Below are 20,149 nucleotides of genomic sequence, written 5' to 3' on the forward strand. Positions count from 1 at the left end.
CAATCCTAACCGGCGCTGGCAAAAGGAGGATTTGCCCCGTTCCGGCAGCGTGCATGGCTCCTGTGAGAATGCTGCATTGTAGGCCGGGCGTGCGGCGCGGTATGAGAGGGACCCTATTGCTTTGCACCGGAGGCCCCATGCTCCCTTTCGATGACTCCTTCGCAGGCCTGTTCTCCCGCTCCTCCTGTGATGCCTCGGCGGTGCCGCTGGTGCAGACCCTGCCGGAGTGGAACCTGACCGATCTCTATTCGGCCATGGATGCGCCGGAGCTGGAAGCGGATCTGGTCAAGGCGGATGCCGGCTGCAAGGCGTTCGAGGCGGATTACAAGGGCAGGCTGGCCACGGTGCTGGATGGCGGCAAGGGCGGCGCCGCGCTCGCCGGGGCGGTGAAGCGCTATGAGGAGATCGAGGATCTCATCGGCCGCATCGCCTCCTATGGCAGCCTTGTCTATGCGGGAGATACCTCCGATCCCGCCCGCGCCAAGTTCTATGGTGATATTCAGGAGCGCCTCACCGACGCCTCCACCCATCTGCTGTTCTTCACGCTGGAAATGAACCTGCTGGATGATGCGGCGCTTGAGGCCGCCATGGCGGAGCCGGCGCTTGGCCATTATCGCCCGTGGATCGAGGATCTGCGCAAGGACCGGCCCTATCAGCTCGAGGACCGCATCGAGCAGCTCTTCCATGAAAAGGCCGGGCCCTCGCGCAGCGCATGGAGCCGCCTGTTCGATGAAACCATCACCTCCCTGCGCTTCCATGTGAACGGGCAGGACCTGCCGATCGAGCCCACGCTCAACATGATGCAGGACCCCAAGGAGGAGGTGCGCCGGGCCGCCGGGCAGGCACTGGCCGAGACCTTCTCGAAGAATCTGCGCCTGTTCAGCCTCATCACCAATACGCTGGCGAAGGACAAGGAAATCTCCGACCGCTGGCGCAAGTTCCCGGATGTCGCCTCCTCGCGCCATCTGGCCAACCGGGTGGAGCAGGAGGTGGTGGATGCGATGGTGGATTCCATCCGCGCATCCTACCCGCGCCTGTCGCATCGCTATTATGCGCTGAAGGCGCGCTGGTTCGGCAAGGACAGGCTGGAGTTCTGGGACCGCAACGCCCCGCTGCCCAAGGTGGAGACGCGCGAGATCAGCTGGGCCGAGGCGCGCGATACGGTGCTGGGCGCCTATTCCACCTTCTCGCCCCGCATGGCCGAGATCGCGCAGGTGTTCTTTGACAAGAGCTGGATCGATGCCCCGGTGCGCCCCGGCAAGTCTCCCGGCGCGTTCGCCCATCCCACCGTGCCCTCAGCCCATCCTTATGTGCTGCTGAACTATCAGGGCAAGCCGCGCGATGTGATGACGCTGGCGCATGAGCTGGGCCATGGCGTGCATCAGGTGTTGGCCGGCCGGCAGGGCGCGCTGATGGCCCCGACCCCGCTGACTCTGGCCGAGACGGCTTCCGTTTTCGGCGAGATGCTCACCTTCCGTCGCCTGCTGGATGGCGCCGCCACCCCGGAGGCGCGCCGCATCATGCTGGCGCAGAAGGTGGAGGACATGATCAATACCGTGGTGCGCCAGACTGCCTTCTACACCTTCGAGCGCGAGGTCCACACCCAGCGTCGCAAGGGCGAACTGACTTCCGAGGCGATCGGCGAGATCTGGATGAAGGTGCAGGCGGAAAGCCTCGGCCCGGCGATCAATCTCTCGTCCGGCTACGAGACCTTCTGGACCTATATCCCCCACTTCATCCACTCGCCCTTCTATGTCTATGCCTATGCCTTCGGGGATTGCCTCGTGAACTCGCTCTATGCGGTTTATGAAAATGCCAATGAAGGCTTTGCCGAGCGCTATCTGGAGATGCTGGCGGCGGGCGGCACCAAGCATCATTCCGAACTGCTGGCACCCTTTGGTCTGGATGCGCGCGACCCGGCCTTCTGGCAGACCGGCCTTTCGCTCATTGACCGCATGATCAGCGAGCTGGAAGGCATGGAGGCCTGAGACAGGCTGGGCCGGGAGGCGCTTTTTCTGTAATCTGTGGGGCCGGGCTGCGATGAGCGGCCCGGCTTTACATGTTTTCAACCCTTTGCTGGGCATCTTCTCCGCATGATGTGGCGCACTGGCCGGCTTGTATGTGCATTGATGTTCGGCATGGCCGGGCAAGCGCTCGTGCACGCCCAGAGCCCGGCTCCTGCCGCCGGTGCCCAGAGATCGCCTGCGGCGCCCGTTTCCTCCCCTCCCGTTCCACCGGTTCCCGGCTCTTCCGCATCCACGCCCCCGGCTTCCTCGCCCTCCCGCGCCATCGTGCCCCTGCCGCCGCGCCCACCCGCGCGCGCGCTGGTGGAAGGGGTGGATACAGAGGCGCTGAAGGCGGATCTGGCGCGCGAGGCAGAGCTGCGCACGCGCCTGCTGGCCGAGGTGGAGGAGGCGAAGGGCGATCGGGCCAAGCTCAACAAGCTGCTGATCGAAAGCACCACCCGCGCCCGCACCATCGAGCAGCAGCTCAGTGTGGTCGAGGCGCGGTTGCAGCCGCTGGATGGCGCGGCGACGGAGCTCACCGCTTCCCTTGCCCAGCGGCGTGAAGTGCTGGGCGAGGTGCTGGCCGCGCTTCTGCGCATGGGCCGCAATCCGCCCCCGGCCATGCTGATGCGCCCGGATGATGCGCTGGATTCGGTGCGCTCCGCCATTCTCATGGGCGCTCTTCTGCCGGAAATGCGGGTGGAGGCGGAAACGCTGGCCGCCGATCTTTCCGAGCTGGTGCGGGTGCGCACGGAACTGGCCAAGGCCCGGGAGACCCTGACCAGCCTGCGCGCCGCGCTGGTGGAGGATCAGGCGCGGATCGCAACGCTGGTGAAGGAGCGCCAGCGCCTGCAGGTGGCGCAAAACCCGGTCTCGCCGGATGACCGCACCCGGGCCGCCGCCGTGGCGCGCAATGCCGGTGAGGTGGATACGCTGGTGAACCGGCTGGAGGCGGAGGTTGCGCCCGCCGCCCGGGCCGCCGGCGCTGCACAGGCCGCCGAGGCAACCCGCCCGCCCGATGAGGCCAGCCGCGCCGCCGGGCTTGCCGCCCTCAATGATCCGGGAAGAATTGCCCCGGCCATGGCGTTCGCCAATGCGCGCGGCCTTCTGCCCCTGCCTGTCGCCGGCAAGCGGCTGAAGAACTTCGGTGCGGATGATGGCGTTGGCGGGCAGGAAAAGGGTATCACCATCGCCACCCGCCCCGGCGCGCAGGTGAGTGCGCCGGCGGATGGATGGGTGGTTTATTCCGGCCCGTTCCGCAGTTACGGACAACTCTTGATTATCAACGCCGGAGGTGGATACCATATCCTGCTGGCGGGCATGGAACGGATTGAAGTGGAGCTGGGCCAGTTCGTGCTGGCGGGTGAGCCGGTCGGGGTCATGGGCGGTGCCGCAAGAAGTGGCACATCCCCCTCTGGCGCGGCCTCGGGACAGCCCCATTTATATGTTGAATTCCGCAAGGACGGGAACTCTATCGATCCTGCCCCGTGGTGGGCAGTAACGGACAGTCGGAAGGTACGCGGATGATGCGTCGGGCCTCTTTCTTTGTTTTTGGCGTGGCAGCCGGCGCCCTGGTGGCGATGGGTGCGGTGCAGCCGCGGCTTCTGCCTGATTCCCTGTTCGGAATGGCAGCAGAGGCAGCATCCTCAGACACTTATCGCCAGCTCAACCTGTTTGGCGATGTATTTGAGCGGGTCCGCTCCGATTATGTGGAGAGCCCGGAAGATGCCAAGCTGATCGAATCAGCCATCAATGGCATGCTCCAGTCTCTGGACCCTCACTCCTCCTATATGGACGCGAAGAATCACCGCGACATGCAGGTGCAGACCAAGGGTGAGTTTGGCGGCCTTGGCATCGAGGTCACCATGGAGGATGGTGTGGTGAAGGTCGTGGCCCCCATGGAGGGCACCCCCGCCGCGCGCGCCGGCGTGCTGGCCGGAGACCTGATCGTGAAGCTGGACGGGGACCAGGTTCAGGGGCTTTCCCTGAATGAGGCCGTGGACAAGATGCGCGGCCCGGTGAACACGCCCATCACGCTCTCCATCGTCCGCAAGGGCACCGAAAAGCCGATTGATATCAAGGTGGTGCGGGACACCATCAAGATTCAGGTGGTGCGCTCGCGCGTCGAGGCCGACGATGTGGCCTATATCCGCATCAATTCCTTCAACGAGCAGACCTTCGACAGCATGAAGAAGGCCGTCGAGGATCTCACCAAGCAGATCGGCGAGGACAAGCTGAAGGGCTATGTCATCGACCTGCGGAACAATCCGGGCGGGCTTCTGGATCAGGCCATCGCGGTTTCGGATGCCTTCCTGGATCGGGGCGAGATCGTCTCCACCCGTGGCCGCAATGCGGAGGAAACCCAGCGTTTCAATGCGCGTTCGGGGGATATCACCAAGGGCAAGCCGATCATCGTGCTGGTGAATGGCGGTTCGGCCTCGGCCTCGGAGATTGTCGCCGGTGCGCTTCAGGACCAGAAGCGCGGCACGGTTCTGGGCTCGCGCACTTTCGGCAAGGGATCGGTGCAGACCATCATCCCGCTGGGCTCCAATGGCGCCCTGCGCCTGACCACGGCACGCTATTACACCCCCTCCGGCCGCTCCATCCAGGCCAAGGGAATCGAGCCGGACATCGTTCTGGTGCAGGACATGCCGGATGAGGTGAAGGAGAAGCTGGGCGCGCCTGTTGGCCCCTCCAAGGGCGAGGCTTCCCTGCGCGGGCACCTGAAGAATGGCGAGGAGGAGCAATCCGGTTCGCCGTCTTATGTTCCGCCAGAATCAAAGGATGACACCCAGTTGAAGCTGGCGATCGAGCTGATGAAGGGTTCGGTGAAGAATGCCGCCTTCCCGGCCAGCCCGGACAAGACCAGCCGCGCCAACTGAGTTCGATTTTTCTCACGAAAATGAAACCCCGCCTAATATTTGGGCGGGGTTTTTCGCGTGCGGCCCATAAAAAGAATCTTCCTGCGACAATCTGTACATCAAAGGCATGATATATCCGGTGCGAGCCCTTGTTCTGCAACGGTTCCAAGGCCGGTTCCGGCTCTGGAAAGGTGTGGAGAAAAGGAATCTCGTTTCAGCGCAAAATAGCCTTCTGGTGGGGCAAGTGACGGTGCGACAAGCCTTTTTCGCCTCACCGTGCGTCAATTCAGCCCAATTGCCATCCTTCGGTCATGTTGCCGCCTTGATCGGGCTGTGTTAGGCACACCGGGATTTTCGAGGGTCGGGTTTTCTCTGCTCACGAGGTCGCATAAGAATATTCCCAACAGATCAAGGATTTGGGCTGAGACGGTGCCTTGAAGTGTGCGGGGCGGCTGCAAGTCCGAGAGAGGTGCGGGGTGGCGGAGACAATCGTGTCAGGCATGGCAGGGCGCTATGCGACAGCGCTGTTCGAACTGGCTGAGGCAGCGGGTGCCATCGATACCGTGAAAGCGGATCTGGACCGTCTTTCGGCAATGATTGCCGAGAGCGCGGATCTGACCCGGCTCGTCAAGAGCCCGGTGTTCACGGCAGATGAGCAGCTGAAGGCCATCAGTGCGATTCTGGATAAGGCGGAGATTGCCGGTCTTGCCGGAAACTTCGTGAAACTGGTGGCGAAGAATCGCCGCCTGTTCGGGTTGCCGGGCATGATCGCGGATTACGCCGCGCTCGTTGCCGCCCATCGTGGCGAGGTTACAGCGCAGGTGACTGCGGCTGCCCCCCTGAACGATGAGCAGCTTGCGGCCCTGAAAGATACGCTGGCCCAAAAGACCGGCAAGGACGTGCATCTCGACGTGACCGTCGATCCGTCCATTCTCGGTGGTCTCATTGTGAAGCTCGGCTCTCGCATGGTCGATGCTTCCCTGAAGACCAGACTCAATTCTATCCGGCATGCGATGAAAGAGGTCCGCTGATGGACATTCGAGCCGCTGAAATCTCTGCGATCCTGAAAGAGCAGATTCAGAACTTCGGGCAGGAAGCTGAAGTTTCCGAAGTCGGGCAGGTTCTCTCCGTCGGTGACGGTATCGCCCGCGTCTATGGCCTCGACAATGTCCAGGCCGGCGAGATGGTCGAGTTCGAGAACGGTACGCGCGGCATGGCGCTGAACCTCGAGGTCGACAATGTCGGTATCGTGATCTTCGGTTCCGACCGTGAGATCAAGGAAGGCCAGACCGTCAAGCGCACCGGCGCCATCGTGGACGCCCCTGTCGGCAAGGGTCTGCTGGGCCGCGTCGTGGACGCTCTCGGCAACCCGATCGACGGCAAGGGTCCGATCATGTACACCGAGCGTCGCCGCGTCGACGTGAAGGCTCCCGGCATCATTCCGCGCAAGTCCGTGCATGAGCCGATGCAGACCGGCCTGAAGGCCATTGACGCGCTGATCCCGATCGGCCGTGGCCAGCGTGAGCTCATCATCGGTGACCGCCAGACCGGCAAGACCGCTGTCGCTCTTGACGCCATTCTGAACCAGAAGCCCATCAACCAGGGTGATGACGAGAAGGCCAAGCTCTACTGCGTATATGTCGCGGTGGGCCAGAAGCGCTCCACCGTCGCGCAGTTCGTGAAGGTTCTGGAAGAGCAGGGCGCGCTGGAATATTCCATCATCGTCGCCGCCACCGCTTCCGATCCGGCTCCGATGCAGTTCCTGGCGCCCTTCACCGGCACCGCCATGGGCGAGTATTTCCGCGACAATGGCATGCATGCCCTGATCATCCACGATGACCTGTCCAAGCAGGCCGTGGCCTATCGTCAGATGTCGCTGCTTCTGCGTCGTCCTCCGGGCCGTGAAGCCTATCCGGGTGACGTGTTCTATCTGCACTCCCGTCTTCTGGAGCGCGCCGCGAAGCTGAACGACGCCAATGGCGCCGGTTCGCTGACCGCGCTGCCGGTGATCGAGACGCAGGCGAACGACGTGTCCGCCTATATTCCGACCAATGTGATCTCGATCACTGACGGTCAGATCTTCCTTGAGTCCGATCTGTTCTATCAGGGCATCCGTCCTGCCGTGAACGTCGGCCTGTCGGTGTCGCGCGTGGGCTCCTCGGCCCAGATCAAGGCGATGAAGCAGGTTGCGGGCAAGATCAAGGGCGAGCTGGCCCAGTATCGTGAGCTGGCGGCCTTCGCCCAGTTCGGTTCGGACCTTGACGCCTCCACCCAGAAGCTGCTCAACCGTGGCGCACGCCTCACCGAGCTGCTGAAGCAGAGCCAGTTTGCTCCGCTCAAGGTGGAAGAGCAGGTTGCCGTCATCTATGCCGGTACCCAGGGCTATCTGGACCCGCTGCCGGTCAACAAGGTGCACGAGTTCGAACAGGGCCTGCTGCTGACGCTGCGCTCTCAGAACTCCGAGATCCTGGATGCGATCCGTACGTCCAAGGAACTCTCCAAGGAAACTGCTGAGAAGCTGACGAAGGTGCTCGACACCTTTTCCAAGAGCTTCGCCTGATCGGCGTTTCACGTTCCTCGAACCTGACGGACGGGCGCGATGGCGAGTCTGAAGGAACTTAGAAATCGCATCGCTTCGGTGAAGGCGACGCAGAAAATCACCAAGGCGATGCAGATGGTCGCCGCGGCGAAGCTGCGTCGTGCCCAGCAGGCAGCGGAAGCGGCTCGCCCTTATGCGAGCCGCATGGAAACCGTGCTGGGCAACCTTGCCGCAGGCATTGTGGGTAATGCGCAGGCTCCGGTCCTTCTGGCCGGAACCGGGCGCGCTGAAACACATCTTCTGCTGGTGTGTACAGGCGAGCGTGGACTGTGCGGGGCCTTTAACACCTCCATCGTGCGTCTCGCCCGCGAGAAGACACAGTCCCTTCTGGCAGATGGCAAGGAAGTGAAAATCTTCTGCGTCGGCCGCAAGGGATATGACCAGCTTCGCCGCGTGTATCCTGACCATATTGTTGAGCTGGTGGACCTGCGCGCCGTGCGCACCCTCGGCTTCAAGGAAGCTCAGGATGTCGCGACCAAGGTTCTGGCGATGCTGGACCGTGGCGAATTCGATGTGTGCACGCTGTTCTATTCGAACTTCAGGAGCGTGATCCAGCAGGAGCCGGTGGCCCAGCAGATCATTCCTGCCAGCTTCCCCGAGCGGGAAGCGGATGCAGCAGCGCCAGTCTACGAATATGAGCCGGCCGAGGAAGAGATTCTCGCCGACCTTCTGCCGCGTAATGTGGCCGTGCAGATTTTCCGTGCCCTGCTTGAAAATCAGGCGTCTTTCTACGGTGCGCAGATGAGCGCCATGGATAACGCAACCCGCAATGCGGGTGACATGATCAAGAAGCAGACGCTCACCTATAACCGGACCCGCCAGGCCATGATCACGAAGGAACTCATCGAGATCATTTCTGGCGCCGAGGCGCTCTGACGCTTCACGACCGAGATACGAAGGACGACGAAAATGGCGAAAAAGGTCGGACGCATCACCCAGGTCATCGGCGCCGTCGTCGACGTGCAGTTCGACGACCATCTGCCGGCGATCCTCAATGCGCTTGAAACCACCAATCAGGGCAACCGTCTGGTGCTCGAGGTGGCCCAGCATCTTGGCGAGAACACTGTTCGCACGATCGCCATGGACGCCACTGAAGGTCTGGTGCGCGGTCAGGATGTCACCGATACCGGCGAGGCCATTCAGGTCCCGGTGGGTGATGGCACCCTTGGCCGCATCATGAACGTGATCGGCGAGCCGGTGGACGAAGTGGGCCCGATTTCCTTCGAGGAAACCCGCGGCATCCATCAGCCGGCTCCTTCCTATGCCGAGCAGGCGACGGAAGCCGAGATTCTGGTCACCGGCATCAAGGTCGTGGACCTGCTGGCGCCCTACGCCAAGGGCGGCAAGATCGGCCTGTTCGGCGGCGCCGGCGTGGGCAAGACCGTGCTCATCATGGAGCTCATCAACAACGTCGCCAAGGCGCACGGTGGTTACTCCGTGTTCGCGGGCGTCGGTGAGCGGACCCGTGAGGGGAACGATCTCTATCACGAGATGATCGAGTCCAACGTGAACAAGGATCCGCGCGAGAACGGTGGTTCCGCCGCCGGTTCCAAGTGCGCGCTGGTCTATGGCCAGATGAACGAGCCTCCGGGCGCGCGTGCCCGTGTGGCCCTCACCGGCCTGACGGTTGCCGAGCATTTCCGTGACCAGGGTCAGGACGTGCTGTTCTTCGTGGACAACATCTTCCGCTTCACGCAGGCGGGTTCGGAAGTGTCCGCGCTTCTCGGCCGTATTCCTTCGGCGGTGGGCTATCAGCCGACTCTGGCCACCGACATGGGTGCCCTGCAGGAGCGCATCACCACCACCACCAAGGGTTCGATCACCTCGGTGCAGGCCATTTACGTGCCGGCCGACGACCTGACCGATCCGGCCCCGGCCGCTTCCTTTACCCATCTTGATGCGACGACCGTGCTTTCGCGCTCCATCGCTGAAAAGGGTATCTATCCGGCCGTGGATCCGCTGGACTCCACCTCGCGCATGCTCTCCCCCGCCATTCTGGGCGAGGAGCACTACAACACGGCGCGTCAGGTCCAGCAGACCCTGCAGCGCTACAAGTCCCTGCAGGACATCATCGCGATCCTGGGCATGGACGAGCTTTCCGAAGAGGACAAGCTCACCGTTGCCCGCGCCCGCAAGATCGAGCGCTTCCTTTCCCAGCCCTTCCATGTGGCTGAAGTCTTCACCGGTTCGCCGGGCAAGCTGGTGGACCTGAAGGACACCATTGCTGGCTTCAAGGGCCTTGTGGAAGGCAAGTATGACTACCTGCCCGAGCAGGCCTTCTACATGGTGGGTTCCATTGAGGAAGCCATCGAGAAGGGCAAGAAGATGGCTGCCGAGGCTGCCTGATGACATGTTGAAGCGGGCGTGAGAGCGCCCGCTTCAACACACATGCCATTGCGGCATGAGCAATTCCGGGCTTGGAGATCACCCTGACGGGGTGCGTGGTTTTCAGATCTGAAACACGCATGCAGAATGTGCCCGTTCCGTTGCGGGGCAGGCATTGATCGAGGCCAAGCGACAGGCACGTGCCATCGGCATGTGCCGTGCAGACAGGTCCTTACGGGACGCGAGTCGGAGACGAATAACGATGGCGACTCTTTCCTTTGAGCTGGTCTCGCCCGAGAAGCTGGTGTTTTCCGGCGAGGCGACGGAAGTGATCATTCCCGGCGCTGAGGGTGAGTTCGGCGTGCTGGCGGGGCATGGTCCTTTTGTGGGCATGCTGAAGCCGGGTATCCTGACCATTCGTGCGGCAGGTGCTGCTGAGCGCTTTTTTGTGCGCGGCGGTTTTGCCGAAGTGAATGCCTCTGGCCTGACGGTGCTCGCCGAAGAGGCGATTTCCACGGAAGATCTGGATCCCTCGCACATTCAGCAGCAGATCCAGAATGCGCGTGAAGATCTGGCCGATGCCAAGGGCGATGAAGCCAGGCAGCGCGCCGAAGCCCTGCTTTCGGACCTTCAGCAGGTTGCGGATGCACTGGCCAACGGTCTGGGCGGCAAGAACACGCATTGAGCGTGACTTTCAGGAAAGAGGAGGATCTCTCCTGTTTTCGGCCGTGATGCGGATATGATTTTGAAAGCCGGGGTGGCAAGGTCGCCCCGGCTTTTTCATGTGTCGTCAGCTCCTGCGCGTAATCTGGCCAGAGTGACTGGTTTTGCTCTGCAGGTGTGTCGGATCGGGTCTGTGCTCGACAGGGGGGTGCCGAGCCCCTGAAGGTGCGTGGACTGGGGCGGCGCGCTTTCCAGAGTCAAAGCCGGGGCAGTTCTTCCGGCCTCTGCGCGCTGGTCTCTCCGGGTGTCGGGCCGGATGGGGATGCAGATCCGCGGCTGCCGTTGAGGCCCGCCGCCCGGGCCATAAGATCCAGAGCCACTTCCGCAATGTGCTCAAGCGCTGAGCGGATATGCGGTTTGGGGGCTGAGCATGCCCCCTTGCAGCTCATCGCCCTGTGCATGCCCGGCTGTAAGCATGTGTAAAAGAGCCGCCGTGCCGAGAGCGTCGCAGCCTTGAACGCATGGCGAGGCATTCGCATGCGGCAGACACAGCCATTTGAACACGGCCCGCAAGGCGGGATGCACCCGCATGATGTCCCAGCTCCAAAAAGCGGGGCCTGCCTGCTGTTCAGCAGGCCCCTCCTTGCTCAGGACAGCTTCTGGGCAGGGAAGCCGGCTTCCGAGAGGGCGGCTTCAAAAGCGGCTTCCGGCTGGGTGGAGGTGATGGTGACATTGCGCTGCGGCAGGTCGATTTCCACCTGCGCGGACGGGTCCACATTTTCAACAGCCTTGGTCACGCTGCGAGCGCAACCGTTGCACTCCATGTTCTCGATATGAAACTGCATGGCATGGTCCTCTGGTGAGTCTGTCTGTGCAGAAGATGGGACCTGACAGCGTTGGAAGGTCAAGGGCTGAAATATTCCAATCGGATGGCAGGCTGTTGACCTTCCCAAGGTTGGAAGGCGTAATCAGCAAGCCTGTTCCCTGTCTTGAAGGACGAAAACTGTGAATGCGCCGGTGAAAAATGAACCTGTCGGGGTCAGGTCGGTCACGCTGTCTGTGGATGGCATGACATGCGCCTCCTGCGTGGGCAGGGTTGAGAAGGCGTTGCGCGCCGTGCCCGGTGTGCAGGCGGCCAGTGTGAACCTGGCGACGGAAAAGGCCAGTGTGCAGGCGACCGCCTCTGTGCCCTACAGCGCCCTGGTCTCGGCTGTGGAGAAGGTGGGCTATGATGTGCGCCCCGCCACGCTCACCCTTTCCATCGAGGGCATGACCTGCGCCTCCTGTGTCGGGCGGGTGGAAAAGGCCTTGCAGGCGGTGCCGGGCGTGACGCGCGCGCAGGTCAATCTGGCGACGGAGCGGGCGAGTGTCGAGGGCAATGTGGATGCGCAACAGCTCATCCAGGCTGTCGACAAGGTGGGCTATCAAGCGCGCCTGATAGATGGCAGTGGCCCGCAGGAAAACACGGTTTCCGAGCGCAAGGAAATCGAGGCCGCGCATCTCAGGACGGCGGTGATCATCGCCGCGGTGCTGACGCTGCCGGTCTTCCTGCTGGAAATGGGCTCCCATCTCATTCCCGGCATGCACCATCTCATCATGGACACCATTGGCATGGAGGCGAACTGGATTCTCCAGTTCGTGCTGACCACGGCCGTGCTCTTCGGACCGGGCCTGCGCTTTTATCGCAAGGGTGTGCCGGCCTTGCTGAAGCTCGCGCCGGATATGGATTCCATGGTGGCCGTGGGTACGCTGGCAGCCTATGCCTATTCGGTGGTGGCCACCTTTCTGCCCGGCCTGCTGCCGCCGGGCACGGTGCATGTCTATTATGAGGCGGCGGCGGTTATCGTCACCCTCATTCTCATCGGCCGCTATCTGGAGGCACGCGCGCGCGGGCGCACCTCGCAGGCCATTACCCGGCTGGTGGGGCTGCAGGCGCGCACCGCCCGTGTGCGCCGCGCGGGCAGCACCCAGGAAGTGGCCATTGCCGATGTTGCGCCCGGTGATGTGGTTGAGGTGCGCCCCGGTGAACGGGTGCCGGTGGATGGCGAGGTGGTGGACGGGTCGAGCTATGTCGATGAATCCATGATCACCGGCGAGCCGATCCCTGTCGAGAAGAAGGCCGGCAGCACGGTTGTCGGCGGCACGGTGAACCAGAAGGGGGCCTTCGCCTTCCGCGCCACGGCCGTGGGCGGGGCAACGGTGCTTTCGCAGATCATCCGCATGGTGGAGGAGGCGCAGGGCTCCAAGCTGCCGATCCAGACGCTGGTGGACAAGGTCACCATGTGGTTCGTGCCGGCGGTGATGGGGGTTGCGGCGCTCACCTTCATTGTCTGGCTCATTTTCGGCCCCAGCCCGGCATTGACCTTTGCGCTGGTGAATGCGGTGGCGGTGCTCATCATTGCCTGCCCGTGCGCCATGGGGCTGGCGACGCCCACCTCCATCATGGTGGGCACGGGGCGCGGGGCGGAGATCGGCGTGCTGTTCCGCAAGGGTGAGGCGCTCCAGCTGCTGAAGGATGCGCGGGTTGTGGCGGTGGACAAGACCGGCACGCTCACCGAGGGGCATCCCGCACTCACCGATCTGGATCTTGCCGAAGGTTTTGATCATGGCGTGGTGCTGGGGGCGATCGCCGCGGTGGAGGCCAAGTCCGAGCATCCGATAGCCCGCGCGATCGTGGAGGCGGCTCAGGCGCAGAACATTGCCCTGCCGGCCGTCAGCACGTTCGAATCCGTCACGGGCTTTGGTGTCAGCGCGCAGGTGCGCGTGGAAGACGGGCAGGAGATGCGGGTGGATATTGGCGCAGACCGCTTCATGCAGAAGCTGGGGCTGGATGTCTCCACCTTTGCAGCCAGCGCCGAGCGTCTGGGAGGCGAGGGCAAGACCCCGCTCTATGCGGCGCTGGATGGCCGTCTGGCCGCAATCATTGCGGTGGCGGACCCCATCAAGGAGAGCACCCCGCAGGCCATCCGCGCCCTGCATGATCAGGGCCTGAAGGTGGCGATGATCACCGGCGACAATCGCCGCACGGCGCAGGCCATCGCCCGGCAGCTGGGCATAGACGAGGTGGTGGCAGAGGTGCTGCCCGAGGGCAAGGTGGAGGCCGTGCGCAAGCTGAAGGCACAATATGGCAGCCTGGCCTATGTGGGGGACGGCATCAATGATGCCCCGGCCCTGGCCGAGGCGGATGTGGGCTTTGCCATCGGTACCGGTACCGATGTCGCCATCGAGACGGCGGATGTGGTGCTGATGTCGGGCAGCCTGAAGGGGGTGCCCAATGCCATCGCCCTTTCGCGGGCGACCATCGGCAATGTGCAGCAGAACCTGTTCTGGGCCTTTGCCTATAATACGGCGCTCATCCCGGTTGCGGCGGGCGTGTTGTATCCGCTGTGGGGCATCTTGCTCTCTCCGGTGCTGGGGGCGGCGGCGATGGCGCTCTCAAGCGTGTTCGTGCTGGGCAATGCCCTGCGCCTGCGCCATTTCCGGGCCCCGGTGGTCTGAGCGGAGAGGAGTGGCACGATGAATATCGGACAGGCAGCACAAGCCTCCGGGGTCAGCGCCAAGATGATCCGCTATTATGAGCAGATCGGTCTCATCCGGGCGGTTGGCCGCACGGCCTCGGGATATCGCGATTATGATGCGGCGGATGTGCATGAGCTGCGCTTCATCCGCCGTGCGCGTGATCTTGGCTTCGCCATCCCGGAGATATCCGATCTGCTCGGCCTGTGGCGGGACAAGAGCCGGCGCAGCGCGGATGTGAAGGCGATAGCGGAAGCCCGCATTTCCGATCTGCGCGCGCGTATCGCCGGCATGGAGCAGATGGCGGGAACGCTTGAGCATCTGGCGCTCTGCTGCTCCGGCGATGAGCGGCCCGATTGTCCGATTCTGGATGATCTGGAACGCGCGGACCCCTTGCCGGAGGGAGCGGCCGGGCATGGCCGCATGCGGGGTGCGCTGGCGCGCCGGTAAGGTTTGCAGGCCGCGCCTTCAGCCTCATGAAGGCGCGGCTTCTGCCCCTCTGTGCCTTGCCGGGCCATGTTTTCCCGGCCTATGTCCTGCGGGCATATTCGCGCGGGGAAAGACCGGTCGCCTTGCGGAAGGTCTTGGAGAAGTGGCTCAGATTGCCGAAGCCCGTGGCCAGTGCCACCTCGGTCACGCTTTGCCCCTGCGCCAGCATGGAGGCGGCGGCTTCCATGCGCACCTTGATGAGATAGGCATGGATGGAGTGGCCCACATGCGTGCGGAAGCCGCTTTTCAGGCTCTTCTCGTTGAGGCACACCGCACGGGCGAGGCGTGAAATCGTCCATGGCTCATCCAGCCGGGATTCGATGAGCTGCTGGGCTTCCACAATGCGTTGCCGGTCGCGCTCGTTGCGCAGCTCCGGCTCGGATGCGGCCTCACGCAGGGCGGTGATGAGGCCGGCCAGAATTTCCAGAGCCTTGGCCCGCAGATAGAGGCGGCGCACATCCTCCTGCTGGTAGGGGCAGGTGGTGATCTGCTGTGCCGCCAGCAGCAGGGGCGGGGAGGCGGGAAAGCCCATCATCAGCGCGCCCTGTTCCGGCACGCTGCGGTCCACCAGCAGGCCGCTGCCATAGTTGCGCCAGAGCGGCCCGCCGAGATCCGTGAGGAAAGAGCGGGCGTAACGCACATCCACCATGCGCAGGCGCGTGCCGCCACGAATGACATTCAGGCCGGTGACGGTCTGGTCCGTGGTGCAGAACACCGCCATGCCGGACTGTATTTCCAGCGGCTCCCCGCCATCGATGGAAAGCGTGCCGGCCCCTTCCAGAAACATGGAGATGGAGAAGGTGGGCGGGCCGGAAACGGCGATATGCGCATCCTCTCTTGGCATGATGTCGAGCAGGGCCATGGAAATGCCCTCACCGGGTTGCTCCACCTTCAGATGGCGCTGCCAGTCCAGGTCGTGCATCAGCGGAACGGCGGCCGACAGCCACCGGGCATAGGCCGTTTGCGGTGTGCCCCCCATGCAGATGCGTCTGTTCTGCCTCAACTCCATAACCTTTAAAAATCCCCGATCAGCAAAGTTCATTCCCCAAAAGTGTTAGACAGGGGGAAGGCGTAAGCATAGCGCATGTAGAGCACATCGGCGAACGGCTCGGGATTATTTTAGAAATGCTCTCAAAAGCAAGTTATTCTGCTCTTGCAGTCTCATTTTCACTTGTAGCATGGCCTGCATATGCTCAAAATTCGGAGCCTCTTGAGGGCAGTCTGATTAATCTTGAGGAATTGACAGTCACCACCGCCAACAAACGCGCCCAGGAACTGGAGCGGGTGGATGGTGCAGTCTCCGTGCGCACATCGGATCAACTGCGCGAGGCAGGCGTGACGACTGTGGCGGACCTGGAGCAGGTCTTCCCCGGACTTGTGATCCGCACCCGCGGCAATCGCGCCTATGCCAATATCAGCGCGCGTGGCATGTCGTCACCGGATTATTATAACCCGACCGTTCAAATTTATGTGGACGGGGTGCCCCAGCAGCCCTCCGCCTTCACGCAGCCCTTGCTGGATGTGGAGCGGGTGGAGTTTCTGCGCGGCCCGCAGGGCACGCTTTACGGGCGCAACGCCTATGGCGGTGTTCTCAACATCATCACCAAGAAAGCCGACAAGGGCCGGGTGAGCGGGGCGATCACGGCCGGCACGCCGCAATCCTGGGGTGAGCTGAACGGCACCATGCCGGTGGTGCCCGGCAGCACCTATCTCGATTTCGGCATCAAGGCCGAGCGCGCCTTCGGCACGGTGGATGACTGGGCCACCGCTTCGCGCAATGTGGATACCTCCACCGACATGATCGGCCGGGTGGCCCTGCGCTATGCGCCTGAAGGGGGCAATTTCGATGGCGCCCTCACCGCCAGCCGCGAGCGCACCCGCAGCAAGGAAGAGCTGTATCTGTATGACCACCAGATCGGCGACCGGGTCTATTTCAGCACCCGGCAGGGCCCTGTTCCCATGCTGGAGCGTGACGTGACCACGCTTGCCGCCACCGGTAACTGGAATTTCGGCAATTTCCGCCTCTCCAGCATCTCATCCTATCAGGATGTGACCATGGTGCGCGATGTGGCAGCCGGGCCGAACATGTTGATGTCCTTCCCGGAAACCAATGCCGCCTTCTCGCAGGAACTGCGGCTGGCCTATGATGCCGGCGGGCCGCTGGCGGGCGTTGCGGGCCTGTTCTACCAGCATGACAATTTCACCCGGAAATCGGAAGGCTATTCCCCCTATTACGGGCCTTCCCGCAACCAGATCAACACCGACAGCTATGCCGCCTTTGGCGAGGTGACATGGCGCATCTCCCCGAAGCTGGATCTCACCGGCGGCGCGCGCGTCTCTTACGATGACACATCGGTGGAATTCACCCGCTTCGGCTCCAACTATCATGGCTATTATGCCGGAAGTTTCGACAACAGCGCCAATTTCACCAGTGTCCAGCCCAAGGTTTCGCTGGGCTATCAGCTCAATGACACGACCCGTTTCTATGGTCTTGTCTCGCGCGGATACAAGCCGGGCGGTTTCAACCATGCGGTCATCTTCCCCCAGGATGTGAACCCCTACGACCCGGAAACCGCATGGAACTATGAACTCGGCCTGCGCACGGCCACGCCGGACCGGCGGATCGAGCTGTCCACCTCGCTCTATTACATCGCCTCTGACAACAAGCAGATCTATGTGGGGCCGGTGGGCATGCAGGTCATCCGCAATGTCGGCAAGGCGGAAAGCTATGGCGTTGAAGTGGAGGCGAGCTGGAAGGCGACGGAACGGCTGAGCTTCTCCGCCACCGGCACATGGGGCCGCTCGGTGTTTACGGATTTCATCGATCCGGTGAGCGGGCAGGACCTGAATGGCAAGACCCTGCCTTATGCGCCCAATGCCACCGCCAATCTCTATGCCCGCTATCTGCTGGAGCAGAACCTGATCGCCGGCAATATCGCGCTTGAAGGTGCGGTGCATTATATCAGCACCACATGGTTCAACGAGGCCAACACCCTGTCCCAGCCCGGCTATGCCACGGCCGACATCGCGCTGGAGCTGGCCTGGGATTCCGGGGTGAGCCTGCGCCTGTTCGCCGAGAACATCTTCGACGAAACCTATCGCACCTATAGCTACGCCTCCGGCGCCGACGTGTTCTCCAATGTGGGGCAGGGGCGTCTGATTGGTGTGACACTGCGCGGGGCCTATTGATGGCGCAGATGGATGGCGGCCTGCTGCCGGGCGACCCGCCCGGCCTTCCGGCCGATGCACCGGCCGTGCGGGAAGAGGAGGGCGGCTTGCTGGCCGCCCTGCCGCTCTGGCGGATCCTGCTGGCGATTGGCGGGGTGTATGTCGCCCAGAGCATGATTGGCGGCATCACCTTCATGGGCATTCCCGCCGTGCTGCGGGCGGAGGGAAAGGGGCTGGACCAGATCGGTCTCGTCTCTCTGCTGATGCTGCCCTGGGCGCTGAAATTCCTGTGGTCACCTTTTGCGGAGAGGTATCGCATCCGGCCCGATGGCACGCGCCGCTCGCGTCGGGTGGTGGGCATCGGGCAGCTGGCCTGCGCCCTGCTTCTGGCGCTTCTGGCCTGGCTTGGGCCGCAGGCCATGGGGCCGATGTTCGCCATTCTGGCTGTCGTCGCCATCATCGCCGCCACCGTCGATATTGCGGCGGATGCCTTCGCGGTGGAGCAACTGGCGAAAGAGCATCGCGGCTGGGGCAACAGTGCCCAGGTGGGCGGCGGCTATGTGGGGATGGTGCTGGGCAGCGGGCTGTTTCTGGTGCTCGTGCCCTCGGTCGGCTGGGCTGTGGCCATGGGCGTCATGGCGCTCTTCATGCTGGTGCTGGCCGCTCCCTTCCTGCTGACACCGGAACCGGCCCAGGCCATTCCACAAGACAGGCACCGCCCCTCGCTGGGGTTTGCCCTGCGCCGGCCGGAGGTGCGGGCCGGATTGCTGATCGCGGTCCTGTTCGAGGCGGGCGTGCGGCTGTTGCAGGTGCTGGCCGGTCCGTTCCTGATTGATCGCGGACTGGATCTGGCGACCCTGGGCATCGTGAATGGTGTGGGCGGGGTCATGCTGGGCCTCGTGGGTACCCTTCTGGGCGGATTGCTGGTCCGGGTCGCGGGGGCCGAGCGTGCGGTCATGGTGGCGGCCACCGCACAGGCCGTGGCGCTGGCGCTGCTCGCCGCCGGGGCTTTCCTCCATATCGGCGTGGTGCCGCTGACAGCCCTTGTCCTGCTGAAAACGCTGGTCATGGCCATGGGGTTCGTCTCGCTCTATGCGCTGCTGATGGGGCTGTCATCGCTCAAGCAGGCGGGGGTGGATTTCACCCTGTTCCAGTGCGCGGATGCCGCTGTCGCCGGCCTTGCCGGATATGTGGCGGCGCGGATCGCGGCTGAATTCGGCTATGGCATCACCTTTGCGGCCGCGGCTGCGGTGGCTGCCGGCAGCCTGCTCATTCTTCCCCTTCTCATTGGCCGCGCGCATGCGGCCCTGCACATGAAAGCGTAAGCATCATGCCATCCGTTATCATTTCCGGGGCCGGGGTTGCCGGCCTTGCCGCAGCCTGGTGGCTGGCCCGCACGGGCTGGCAGGTTCAGGTGGTCGAGCGTGGGGCGGACCTGCGCGCCGGCGGCTATATGATGAGCCTGTCCGGGCCCGGCTTCGTGAGTGCTGAGCGCATGGGCATTCTCCAGAAGATCCTGCCCTATGCCTATGATGTGAAAGAGAATGTGTATCGCGACAGGCAGGGGCGCGAAGTGGTGCGCCTGCGCTTTCACGAGTTCACCAAGGGGCTGAACCATGTGGCCATGCGGCGCACGGATCTGGTCGCGGCCCTTGCGCAGGATCTGCCCGAGGGCGTTGATCTGCGCCTCGCCACCACCGTGACCGCAATCGAGAATGGGGCAGAGCGCGCCCGCGTCACCCTTTCCGACGGCACCACCCATGAGGCCGATCTCGTTCTGCTGGCGGACGGAATGCGCTCTCCCCTGCGCTCCACCTTCTTTGCGCCGGATGAGGCCTGCCTCAAGCCCATGGGCTACCGTTTCGCGGTGTATGATCTGGAGGACAGGCTGGGGCTGGGTGTGGATTTCGCCTCCTATACGGAGCCGGGCCACATCGTGGAATATTACACGCTGACGCAGGGTCGTCTGGCGGCCCTTCATGTGTGGTGCTCGGATGTCTCCGGCCCGGTGCCGGCGGATGAGCGCTGGTCCGTGCTGGCGCAGGTCTGTGCCCGCAGCAACACCATTGTGCGCGAGCAGATGGAGATTGCCCGCGCCGAAGGTGTAGTGCCGCTGGTGGATGATCTCTCGCTCGTGGAACTGCCCACATGGCATACCGGCCGGGTGATGGTGCTGGGAGATGCCGCCCACTGCCTCACGCTCATTTCCGGGCAGGGGGCCGGCATGGCCCTGACATCGGCGGCCATTCTGGCGGATGAGCTGGCGCATCTGCCGGTGCCGGAAGCCTTGCGCGCGCATGATGCCCGGCTGCGTCCCTCCATTCTGCGGCTTCAGGCCCGCAGCCGGAAGATGGCAGGCATGTTCGTGCCCCGCTCCGCCTTCGCCTTCGGCTTGCGCAACATGTTCCTGCGGCATGTGCCGCGCAAATGGATCGGCCGCTATTTCCTCAATGCCGTGCATTCGGAAATCGCTGCGGCGCAGGGGCCGGAACTGAAGCAAGACCAGCGGGCGGCATAGCTGC

The 20,149-nt window shown here is 63.3% G+C and carries 15 protein-coding genes; 13 read left to right on the forward strand and 2 right to left on the reverse strand.

Translation table 11 applies throughout. From position 1 onward, the window contains the following. Positions 1 to 137 precede the first annotated feature (137 nt). The 8 genes from ACT6QG_RS08395 to ACT6QG_RS08430 all read left to right on the forward strand — a co-directional run bounded on the left by ACT6QG_RS08395 (position 138) and on the right by ACT6QG_RS08430 (position 10,476). Complete coding sequence (locus tag ACT6QG_RS08395; RefSeq protein ID WP_444977119.1) at positions 138 to 1,988, forward strand: M3 family oligoendopeptidase; 1,851 nt, start codon at positions 138 to 140, stop codon at positions 1,986 to 1,988. Positions 1,989 to 2,138: 150 nt separating this feature from the next. Beyond that, positions 2,139 to 3,533, forward strand: a complete 1,395-nt coding sequence (locus ACT6QG_RS08400) for a murein hydrolase activator EnvC family protein (protein WP_444977120.1) — start codon at positions 2,139 to 2,141, stop codon at positions 3,531 to 3,533. After that, on the forward strand, positions 3,530 to 4,888 hold the full coding sequence (locus tag ACT6QG_RS08405; protein ID WP_444977121.1) for a S41 family peptidase: 1,359 nt from the start codon (positions 3,530 to 3,532) through the stop codon (positions 4,886 to 4,888). The genes ACT6QG_RS08400 and ACT6QG_RS08405 overlap by 4 nt, the downstream gene beginning before the upstream one ends. Before the next feature lie 455 nt (positions 4,889 to 5,343). After that, positions 5,344 to 5,898: a F0F1 ATP synthase subunit delta gene (locus ACT6QG_RS08410; protein WP_444977122.1), complete on the forward strand. Its 555-nt coding sequence runs from the start codon at positions 5,344 to 5,346 to the stop codon at positions 5,896 to 5,898. Continuing rightward, a complete protein-coding gene (gene atpA, locus ACT6QG_RS08415; RefSeq protein ID WP_444977123.1) occupies positions 5,898 to 7,427 on the forward strand; it encodes a F0F1 ATP synthase subunit alpha in 1,530 nt (509 codons plus the stop codon). Before ACT6QG_RS08410 ends, atpA begins: the two co-directional genes overlap by 1 nt. 39 nt (positions 7,428 to 7,466) lie before the next feature. Next, positions 7,467 to 8,342, forward strand: coding sequence for a F0F1 ATP synthase subunit gamma (locus ACT6QG_RS08420; RefSeq protein ID WP_444977124.1), 876 nt, complete (start codon positions 7,467 to 7,469; stop codon positions 8,340 to 8,342). Between the two features lie 33 nt (positions 8,343 to 8,375). Then, the gene (atpD, locus tag ACT6QG_RS08425) at positions 8,376 to 9,812 is read left to right on the forward strand and encodes a F0F1 ATP synthase subunit beta (protein ID WP_444977125.1); all 1,437 of its coding nucleotides are present in this window, start codon (positions 8,376 to 8,378) and stop codon (positions 9,810 to 9,812) included. 241 nt (positions 9,813 to 10,053) lie between these two features. Next, positions 10,054 to 10,476 (forward strand): F0F1 ATP synthase subunit epsilon, encoded by a 423-nt coding sequence (locus ACT6QG_RS08430; RefSeq protein WP_444977126.1) that lies wholly within the window; start codon positions 10,054 to 10,056, stop codon positions 10,474 to 10,476. Positions 10,477 to 11,101: 625 nt separating this feature from the next. Here ACT6QG_RS08430 and ACT6QG_RS08435 read toward each other — a convergent pair. Next, on the reverse strand, positions 11,102 to 11,299 hold the full coding sequence (locus tag ACT6QG_RS08435) for a heavy-metal-associated domain-containing protein (protein ID WP_444977127.1): 198 nt from the start codon (positions 11,297 to 11,299) through the stop codon (positions 11,102 to 11,104). Between the two features lie 160 nt (positions 11,300 to 11,459). Between ACT6QG_RS08435 and ACT6QG_RS08440 the strand changes: the two genes are divergently transcribed. Together ACT6QG_RS08440 and cueR are read left to right on the forward strand one after the other, a co-directional pair. Then, a complete protein-coding gene (locus tag ACT6QG_RS08440; RefSeq protein ID WP_444977128.1) occupies positions 11,460 to 13,952 on the forward strand; it encodes a heavy metal translocating P-type ATPase in 2,493 nt (830 codons plus the stop codon). An 18-nt stretch (positions 13,953 to 13,970) separates the two neighbouring features. Next, the gene (gene cueR / locus ACT6QG_RS08445) at positions 13,971 to 14,420 is read left to right on the forward strand and encodes a Cu(I)-responsive transcriptional regulator (RefSeq protein ID WP_444977129.1); all 450 of its coding nucleotides are present in this window, start codon (positions 13,971 to 13,973) and stop codon (positions 14,418 to 14,420) included. A gap of 79 nt (positions 14,421 to 14,499) precedes the next feature. Here cueR and ACT6QG_RS08450 read toward each other — a convergent pair whose 3' ends face one another. Next, a complete protein-coding gene (locus ACT6QG_RS08450) occupies positions 14,500 to 15,438 on the reverse strand; it encodes a helix-turn-helix domain-containing protein (protein WP_444977130.1) in 939 nt (312 codons plus the stop codon). 260 nt (positions 15,439 to 15,698) lie between these two features. Here ACT6QG_RS08450 and ACT6QG_RS08455 point away from each other — a divergent pair, with 260 nt between their 5' ends. From ACT6QG_RS08455 to ACT6QG_RS08465, 3 genes are read left to right on the forward strand one after another with little or no spacing between them, the layout of a single operon-like run. Next, positions 15,699 to 17,648, forward strand: coding sequence for a TonB-dependent receptor (locus ACT6QG_RS08455; RefSeq protein WP_444977131.1), 1,950 nt, complete (start codon positions 15,699 to 15,701; stop codon positions 17,646 to 17,648). Then, positions 17,648 to 18,952 (forward strand): MFS transporter, encoded by a 1,305-nt coding sequence (locus ACT6QG_RS08460; RefSeq protein WP_444977132.1) that lies wholly within the window; start codon positions 17,648 to 17,650, stop codon positions 18,950 to 18,952. The genes ACT6QG_RS08455 and ACT6QG_RS08460 overlap by 1 nt, the downstream gene beginning before the upstream one ends. Positions 18,953 to 18,957: 5 nt before the next feature. Next, positions 18,958 to 20,145 (forward strand): FAD-dependent monooxygenase, encoded by a 1,188-nt coding sequence (locus tag ACT6QG_RS08465; RefSeq protein ID WP_444977133.1) that lies wholly within the window; start codon positions 18,958 to 18,960, stop codon positions 20,143 to 20,145. Positions 20,146 to 20,149 lie beyond the last annotated feature (4 nt).

This window comes from Haloleucobacter ellipsoideus, from assembly GCF_052491725.1.

What these genes read in the sequence shown, in the direction of transcription:
- ACT6QG_RS08450 (WP_444977130.1), bottom strand. Translation starts at nt 15,438, where the DNA reads ATGGGGGGCACACCGCAAACGGCCTATGCCCGGTGGCTGTCGGCCGCC.
- ACT6QG_RS08420 (WP_444977124.1), top strand. Translation starts at nt 7,467, where the DNA reads ATGGCGAGTCTGAAGGAACTTAGAAATCGCATCGCTTCGGTGAAGGCG.
- ACT6QG_RS08395 (WP_444977119.1), top strand. Translation starts at nt 138, where the DNA reads ATGCTCCCTTTCGATGACTCCTTCGCAGGCCTGTTCTCCCGCTCCTCC.
- atpD (WP_444977125.1), top strand. Translation starts at nt 8,376, where the DNA reads ATGGCGAAAAAGGTCGGACGCATCACCCAGGTCATCGGCGCCGTCGTC.
- ACT6QG_RS08405 (WP_444977121.1), top strand. Translation starts at nt 3,530, where the DNA reads ATGATGCGTCGGGCCTCTTTCTTTGTTTTTGGCGTGGCAGCCGGCGCC.
- cueR (WP_444977129.1), top strand. Translation starts at nt 13,971, where the DNA reads ATGAATATCGGACAGGCAGCACAAGCCTCCGGGGTCAGCGCCAAGATG.
- ACT6QG_RS08435 (WP_444977127.1), bottom strand. Translation starts at nt 11,299, where the DNA reads ATGCAGTTTCATATCGAGAACATGGAGTGCAACGGTTGCGCTCGCAGC.
- ACT6QG_RS08465 (WP_444977133.1), top strand. Translation starts at nt 18,958, where the DNA reads ATGCCATCCGTTATCATTTCCGGGGCCGGGGTTGCCGGCCTTGCCGCA.
- ACT6QG_RS08400 (WP_444977120.1), top strand. Translation starts at nt 2,139, where the DNA reads ATGGCCGGGCAAGCGCTCGTGCACGCCCAGAGCCCGGCTCCTGCCGCC.
- atpA (WP_444977123.1), top strand. Translation starts at nt 5,898, where the DNA reads ATGGACATTCGAGCCGCTGAAATCTCTGCGATCCTGAAAGAGCAGATT.
- ACT6QG_RS08460 (WP_444977132.1), top strand. Translation starts at nt 17,648, where the DNA reads ATGGCGCAGATGGATGGCGGCCTGCTGCCGGGCGACCCGCCCGGCCTT.
- ACT6QG_RS08430 (WP_444977126.1), top strand. Translation starts at nt 10,054, where the DNA reads ATGGCGACTCTTTCCTTTGAGCTGGTCTCGCCCGAGAAGCTGGTGTTT.